This is a genomic window from Streptomyces sp. SP18BB07, from assembly GCF_036322545.1.
GTDB classification, from domain to species: domain Bacteria; phylum Actinomycetota; class Actinomycetes; order Streptomycetales; family Streptomycetaceae; genus Streptomyces; species Streptomyces deccanensis.
In genome coordinates, this window is sequence record NZ_JAQYWT010000315.1 from 1 (window position 1) to 6,477 (window position 6,477).

Consider the following 6,477-nt stretch of genomic DNA (forward strand, 5'->3'; position numbering starts at 1 on the left):
CCGCCTGAACGTGCTCTGGGCCCTGATACGCGACCACCGGACCTTCGAGGCCACAGCTCCATTCCCTGCTGCCGCAGCGGCATGACCCAATCACGAGGCGTCACCACCCCGGCTTGACAACGTCATTGGGAATCCTCCTTCTCAGGTTCCTGTGTCATGCCGGTCAGCTCAGGTCAGCGAGCAGCGCGGCGACGTCTTTCCGGTTGAGCTTTCCCGTGGTCGCGTTGACCGGGAGGGCATCGACCACGACGAAAGCGCTCGGCACCTTGTAGGAGGAGAGCCTCGCCTTGCAGTACGCCCGCAGTTCGGCCTCGTCCACACCCGACGCGGCACTGGGGACGACTGCGGCGACCACCCGCTGGCCGTAGATCTCGTCTGGCAGGCCCACGACGGCGGCCTGGCCGACCGCCTTGTGCTCGTTGAGGACACGTTCGATCTCCGAAGGGGAGATGTTGGTGCCCCCGCGGATGATGAGGTCAGACAGCCGCCCGACGACGTACACATAGCCGTCCTCGTCGACTCTGACCAGGTCTTTCGTCCGGTACCAACCGTCGTCCGTGAGCACTTCGTGGGTCAGCTGCTCGTCCCGCCAATACCCCAGCATCAGGCCGGGGCCGCTCGAATACGCCTCGCCGATCTCGCCGGGCGGGACATCGGCTCCCTCGGGGCCGAGGATCCTGAGCCGGGAGCGGGGAACGAGCTTCCCAGCCGAGCCCGGCCTGGGAACAGGGTCCGTGGAGGGGTCGTAGGTGACGAGGGGAAGGCACTCCGACGCGCAGTACGCGTCGAGCACCGCGACATCGGTCAGGGCCGTCCAGCGGTCGAACACCGCCTCGTTGCGCGGCTCACCCCCCGAGATGCACAGACGGAGCGACTCGAACGCGCGCGTACCCGGGGCCGGATCTCCCACGTGCTGGACGAGCTTGGCGAACGTGGCCGTGACGCCGGCCACGAACGTCGCCCGGTACCGCTCGATCGCCGGAGCGATGAACTCCGGACGTGCCCGCCGTACGACGATGACGGTGCCACCACGCAGGAGAACCGCCAGCGAGGTGCTCGCGAGGCCGTACAGCCACGCCATCGGCAGGCAGATGATCGCCCTGTCGTCCGGGGAGAGGTGCCAGACCTCGCCGTAGGTGTCCGCGCAGTTGAAGATCGCCGTGGCGGACACCATGATCGCCTTCGGTCGGCTGGTCGTGCCCGACGAGAAGCAGATCAGGGACAGCGGTTCCCGCAGGTTCTCGGGATTCGGGGAGCAGTCCTGACGGACTCCGCCGACGCCGAAGGACACGATGTCCACGACGGGGGTTCCGGGCGCGCCCGCCTCGACGGCCTCGCGATCGACTCCCTCGGAGACGACGATCAGCGAGGGGTCGCTCGTCTCGATGGCGTAACGCATGTCGCCCGAGCCCGATGAGGGGTAGACGGTGACGAGGACGCCACCGGCGCGCCACACGGCGAGAGCGGTCATCAGATACTCAGCCGAGCTCTCGGCGACCAGGGCCACCCGGTAGCCGGGGCGGAGGCCGGCTTCGAGCAGCGTCGTCGTCCGGAGCTCGACCGCCGCTTGCAGATCGCGGTAGGTGATCGTCGCGTCGTTGTCGATCACAGCGGCGCGGTCGGGGTGGTCGCGAGCGATGCGCTCGAAGGCCGACACGCAGTCGCCACGTACGGTGGCCGGCGAGAACGCCATCCATAGCTCCAGTTCCTTGATTCGCAAGGCTGCGCAAGAGTCTTCCGAGGGTGTGGTCGGGCGCCAGGTGATAGGCCACAACGTAGGCGGCGGGGTCACCGGAGGTAATTGGAAATCCTCACTGGCTCCGGCGCTCCGGCCCGTAGAAACTCCGGTGGGACCACGCCTGCGGTTCCGCGGTGGCCACCCATTGTGGAGCTTCTGATGGACTGCTCCGATCCTCTGGGAAGTTCCAATGCGGTCCGGAGGTCGGCGGAGCGATAGTTCCGAAGGATGGTCAGGCAGCCGGTCACATGCCGAACCGACGGACCGATGGCAGGGAGATCGCAACGTGAAACTGGACCAGGCGAATGTGGTCGTGGTCGGCGGCGGCATCGTCGGCGTGTCGACAGCGTACTTCCTCGCGGCCAAAGGACATGACGTCGTCCTCTTGGAACAGCGGAAAATCGCGTATGGCGCTTCGGGCCGGAACATGGGATTTCTCCACATGCACAACCGGAACGGAGATTTCTCTCTGGCACTCTCCCGGGCCGGCCGCGCTCTCTACGACGACTTCTCACAATTGCTCGGCCCCTCGTTCGAGTACCGCGCGAACGGCGCGATGACGTATTTCTTCACCGACGACCAGCGCCGGGTCTACAAGGAATTCGTGGAGGACCGCAACAAGCACGGCTTCACCATGGAGCTGCTGGACGGACCGACGGCCCGTGAGGCGGCCCCGATCCTGCCGCCCACCGTCATCGGCGCGACCTTCTGTCCTGAGGACGGCCAGATCCGCACCCCCAAGTTCGTCCGTGCCCTGGCCCAGGAATGCCGTCGCCTCGGCGTGCGCATCCACGAGCACACACCTGTACTCGGACTGACGCGCGAGGGAGCGAAGGTCACGGGCGTCCGGACTGTCGGCGGAGACGTGCACGCGGACCGAGTGGTCTGGGGGACGGGGGTCTGGTCACAGATGCTCGAAGCGGAGGGCATCCACGTGCCGATCAAGCCCGAACGGCTCGGCGCGGTGCTGTTCGCTCCGGTCGAGGAGCACCTCGACAAGATCCTCAACGGTCCCCTGGCCGCCAAGCAGTACGGGCACATCCGAAGTCTCCCGAGCTATCGCGACGAGTACTTCACAGCGCCCTACGAGGATTCGGGCCACGGGATCGAGCACCTGGAGTGTGTCGCCAAGACGGAGAACGGCAACCTGTTCGTCGGGTGTCCGATGGACTACCCAGAGCAGCTGGACGACCGTATGCCGCTCGGTGGACTGAAGATGACCATCGACGCAGTTCTGGAGACCTTCCCGCACTACCGGGGACTCGGCGTCGAGGGTGTCTGGACGGGTCTTCTCCCGGCCACCGCCGATTCGCTGCCGATCGTGGACGAGGTCGACGAGGCCCCGGGCCTGGTCCTCGCCACCGGACACGTGTACGGGAACCTGGCCGGGCCGATCACCGGACAGCTCGTGGCCGAGCTGATCTCCGGAGAGGAACTCAGCCTGCCGATCGATGAAATGGCGTTGGACCGCCCGGCACTTCGTGAGAACTCCGACGGCGTGATCCGCTGGTGACCTCGCCGAGAGCAGAGAAGGTCCCTACGAGGGCGGCAATCGTCCCCTTGTCCCCATCAGCTTCTGAGGAGCATGACTTGACCACCAACACTCTCGGCGCGGCGCACACCTCGGAGTCCGTTCGATACCTCGACGAGATCGAGCTCGGGCAGACCTGGGTGACGCCCGGCCGGACCATCACCGAGACCGATGTCGTCATGTTCGGCACCTGGTCGGGCGACATGCATCCCCTCCACATGAATGAGGAGTTCGCGAAGCAGACCCAGTTCGGTGGCCGGCTCTTTCACGGCCCCGGAGTCCTGGCGATGGCGTTCGGCCTGGAGATGGGCCTGGGGTGGAAGAACCCGTCGGCGATCGCCTTCCTCGGAATCCGGGACTGGAATCTTCTCGCACCGGTGCGCATCGGGGACACCATCAGGGTGAGCGAGGAGATCGTCGAGATCCGGCCCTCGGCGAGCAAGCCCGATCGCGGCATCGTGACCACTCACGTCCGGGTCCTGAACCAGAACGGTGACGTGTGCCAGGAGGGCAGGTGGGTCGTGCTGCTGTCGCGCCGCCCCGCCCGGTCGGAGTGATCTGCCGTGACGCTGCGACTGCCCGAGGGAAAACGGCTCGCCGTATGTCTGAGCCCGGATTTCGACGCCCAGAGCGTCTGGATGGGCACGTTCCGGTCCACGTCCCAGACGGCTCTGTCACGAGGCGAGTTCGGCGCCCTGGTGGGGGCTCCGCGGCTGCTGGACGCGTTCCGCCGCTACGGGATCACCACCACGTGGTGCGTGCCGACGCACACGATCCAGACGTTCCGCTCGGCCGTGGACGCGGTCCTCGAGGACGGCCACGAGATCGGAGCACACGGGGTGTATCACGAATACGTCCCCGCTCTGGACCGGGACGAGGAACGGCGGCTGCTCGAACTTCAGCTGCGTCAGCACGAGAAGCTGCTGGGCACCCGGCCGCGGGGCTACCGGTCGCCGGCCCTGGACGTCACGGACGACACACTCGACCTGTTGGCCGAGTTCGGCTTCGACTGGGACTCGTCCCTGATGGGACGTGACTTCACGCCTTACCGGCCGCGGATGGTCGTGGAACTCGACCAGGAGAAGGGCAACACCTTCGGGCCCGAGAGCCGGGTCCTGGAGTTCCCCGTCTCCTGGTTCCTCGACGACTTCCCGGAGCTGGAGTCCTTCAAGGGCAATGCCCTGATGCAGGCCAACGAGGTCGTCCTCGCGCGCTGGAAGGACAGCTTCGACTTCGCCCACGCGCGCTGTCCGGGCGGGGTCGCGACCTGGACGCTGCATCCGCAGACCATCGGCAGGGCCCACAATCTGCTGATGCTCGAGAAGTTCCTCGACCACGTGACGTCCTTCGACGACGTCTGGTTCCCCACACTCTCGGAACTCTTCGACTGCTGGGAAGACGGCTGAACAACCGACGCCGACGACAAAGCGCTCGGTCCGGACCGCGGACGGAGCGCTTTTCGCTGCACGAGAATCTCGTGGCCACGGCCCGGGAGTCTTTCAGCACGATAATCGTTCACTTAACTGCCGACGGGCAGTGCGAGGCGGGCCTGGGGAAGCGCTCCCGCGCAGTGACCCGCTTCTCCGCTTCACTCCACGGGAAACGTCACCCCGGTGAGCTCCTCGGAGACGGTCCACAGGCGCTGCTGGGTGGTCTGGTCGTGGGAGTCGCGGCTGGAGGTGACCAGTTTCGGGTAGCCCCGCATCTCCCCCCGGTTGCCGGGGCCGTAGTACTGGCCGCCGACGACCGCGGGGTCGGTGGCGGCGCGCAGGGTGGGCAGGGCGCCCATCTCGGGCTTCTGGGTGAACAGCGGCGCGAGCCAGGTCATGGGCTTGCGAAACGCGGCGGGCGAGTTGCGGACGAGTTCGGTGTCGGAGACGCCGGGGTGGGCGGCCACCGCGACCGTGGTGCCGTGGGGGGCGAGCCGGCGCTGCAGTTCGTAGGTGAACATCAGGTTGGCGAGTTTCGACTGGCCATAGGCGCTGACGCGGCCGTACGAGCGCTCCCACTGCAGGTCGTCGAAGTGGATGGCGGCCCGGATGCGGTGGCCGATGCTGCTGACGGTCACGACGCGGGAGCCGGCAACGGGCAGGAGCCGGTCAAGGAGCAGGCCGGTCAGGGCGAAGTGGCCGAGGTGGTTGGTGCCGAACTGCAGCTCGAAGCCGTCGGCGGTGAGCTGGCGCGGGGTGTACATCACGCCCGCGTTGTTGATCAGAAGGTCGATGCGGGGGTGGGCGGCGCGCAGGTCGGCCGCCGCGGACCGGATCGAGTCCAGGGAGGACAGGTCGAGGGCCTGGACGGTGACGTCGCCGGTGATGCGGGCGGCCGCCTGCTTGCCCTTCTCGACGTCGCGGACGGCCAGGACCACCGCCGCCCCGCGCTCGGCGAGCATCCGGGCGGTCTCGAAGCCCAGCCCGGTGTTGGCGCCGGTCACGATCGCCACCCGGCCGTGCTGGTCGGGGATGTGCTGCTCGGTCCAGTTGCCACTCATCGCCTACTCCTATAGAACCATCGGTCTGTTACGAGTTCCAATATAAGAGACCGGCGGTCCCCTGTCAAGAGACCGTCGGTCTATAAGCTAGGCTTGGGGGCATGACATTTCAGCGAGCGCGCAGCGAGGAGCAGCGGCAGATCCGCCGCCGGGCGATCCTGGACACGGCGGCGGCGATGCTCGACGAGATGCCCGTGGCCGACGTGAGCCTCAACGAGCTCAGCCGCCGGGTGGACCTGGCCAAGTCGAACGTCCTGCGATATTTCGAGTCACGCGAGGCGGTGCTGCTCGAACTGCTGGACGTCTTCCTGGAGAGCTGGCTCACCGAGCTGGCGGACGAACTGGCCGCGGGCATCGAAGCCCACGCGGCACCGGAGGTGCGGGCGGGCCGACTGGCGGAGATCCTCAGCCGGTCACTGGCGGGCCACGTGGTGCTGTGCGACCTCATCGGCGCCCAGGGCGGCGTCCTCGAGCACAACGTCTCGGTCGAGGTCGTCAAGCGGCACAAGCGGTCCTACCTCACCAGGACCGAGGCCATGGCAAAGCTGCTGCGCCGCCACGTGCCCGAGCTCGGCGAGGACACACAGCTGCTCTGCCTGCTGATCCTGGTCTCGGCGGGCGCCCTGTCGTCGTACGTCCCGCCGCCGCCCAGCGTCCTCGCCGCCTACGCGGACGAACCCGCCCTCGCCGTGTTCAACCTGGAGCTGCGTGACGCGC

6 protein-coding genes are annotated in these 6,477 nt (G+C 67.3%); 4 read left to right on the forward strand and 2 right to left on the reverse strand.

All coding sequences use genetic code 11. From position 1 onward, the window contains the following. Positions 1–163: 163 nt before the first annotated feature. Positions 164–1,693 (reverse strand): class I adenylate-forming enzyme family protein, encoded by a 1,530-nt coding sequence (locus PUR53_RS20955; RefSeq protein WP_329909266.1) that lies wholly within the window; start codon positions 1,691–1,693, stop codon positions 164–166. Positions 1,694–2,024: 331 nt separating this feature from the next. Between PUR53_RS20955 and PUR53_RS20960 the strand changes: the two genes are divergently transcribed. From PUR53_RS20960 to PUR53_RS20970, 3 genes are all read left to right on the forward strand, one after another. Then, positions 2,025–3,251, forward strand: a complete 1,227-nt coding sequence (locus PUR53_RS20960; protein ID WP_329909268.1) for an NAD(P)/FAD-dependent oxidoreductase — start codon at positions 2,025–2,027, stop codon at positions 3,249–3,251. Positions 3,252–3,328: 77 nt separating this feature from the next. After that, positions 3,329–3,826 carry a MaoC/PaaZ C-terminal domain-containing protein gene (locus tag PUR53_RS20965; protein WP_329909269.1) on the forward strand — a complete coding sequence of 166 codons (498 nt, stop codon included), beginning with the start codon at positions 3,329–3,331 and terminating at the stop codon, positions 3,824–3,826. Positions 3,827–3,832: 6 nt separating this feature from the next. Further along, positions 3,833–4,675 (forward strand): polysaccharide deacetylase family protein, encoded by an 843-nt coding sequence (locus PUR53_RS20970; protein ID WP_329909270.1) that lies wholly within the window; start codon positions 3,833–3,835, stop codon positions 4,673–4,675. Between the two features lie 182 nt (positions 4,676–4,857). Here the strand turns inward: PUR53_RS20970 and PUR53_RS20975 are convergent, their stop codons facing one another. Beyond that, on the reverse strand, positions 4,858–5,760 hold the full coding sequence (locus tag PUR53_RS20975; RefSeq protein WP_329909271.1) for an SDR family NAD(P)-dependent oxidoreductase: 903 nt from the start codon (positions 5,758–5,760) through the stop codon (positions 4,858–4,860). A gap of 101 nt (positions 5,761–5,861) precedes the next feature. On the opposite strand from PUR53_RS20975, the gene PUR53_RS20980 reads away from it, so the two are divergent. Then, positions 5,862–6,477 (forward strand): TetR/AcrR family transcriptional regulator (locus PUR53_RS20980; protein ID WP_329909272.1); only part of this gene is annotated, 616 nt, incomplete at its 3' end.

Bases quoted from the DNA above. Each gene is read 5' to 3' on its own strand.
- PUR53_RS20955 (WP_329909266.1), bottom strand. From the start codon at position 1,693: ATGGCGTTCTCGCCGGCCACCGTACGTGGCGACTGCGTGTCGGCCTTC.
- PUR53_RS20975 (WP_329909271.1), bottom strand. From the start codon at position 5,760: ATGAGTGGCAACTGGACCGAGCAGCACATCCCCGACCAGCACGGCCGG.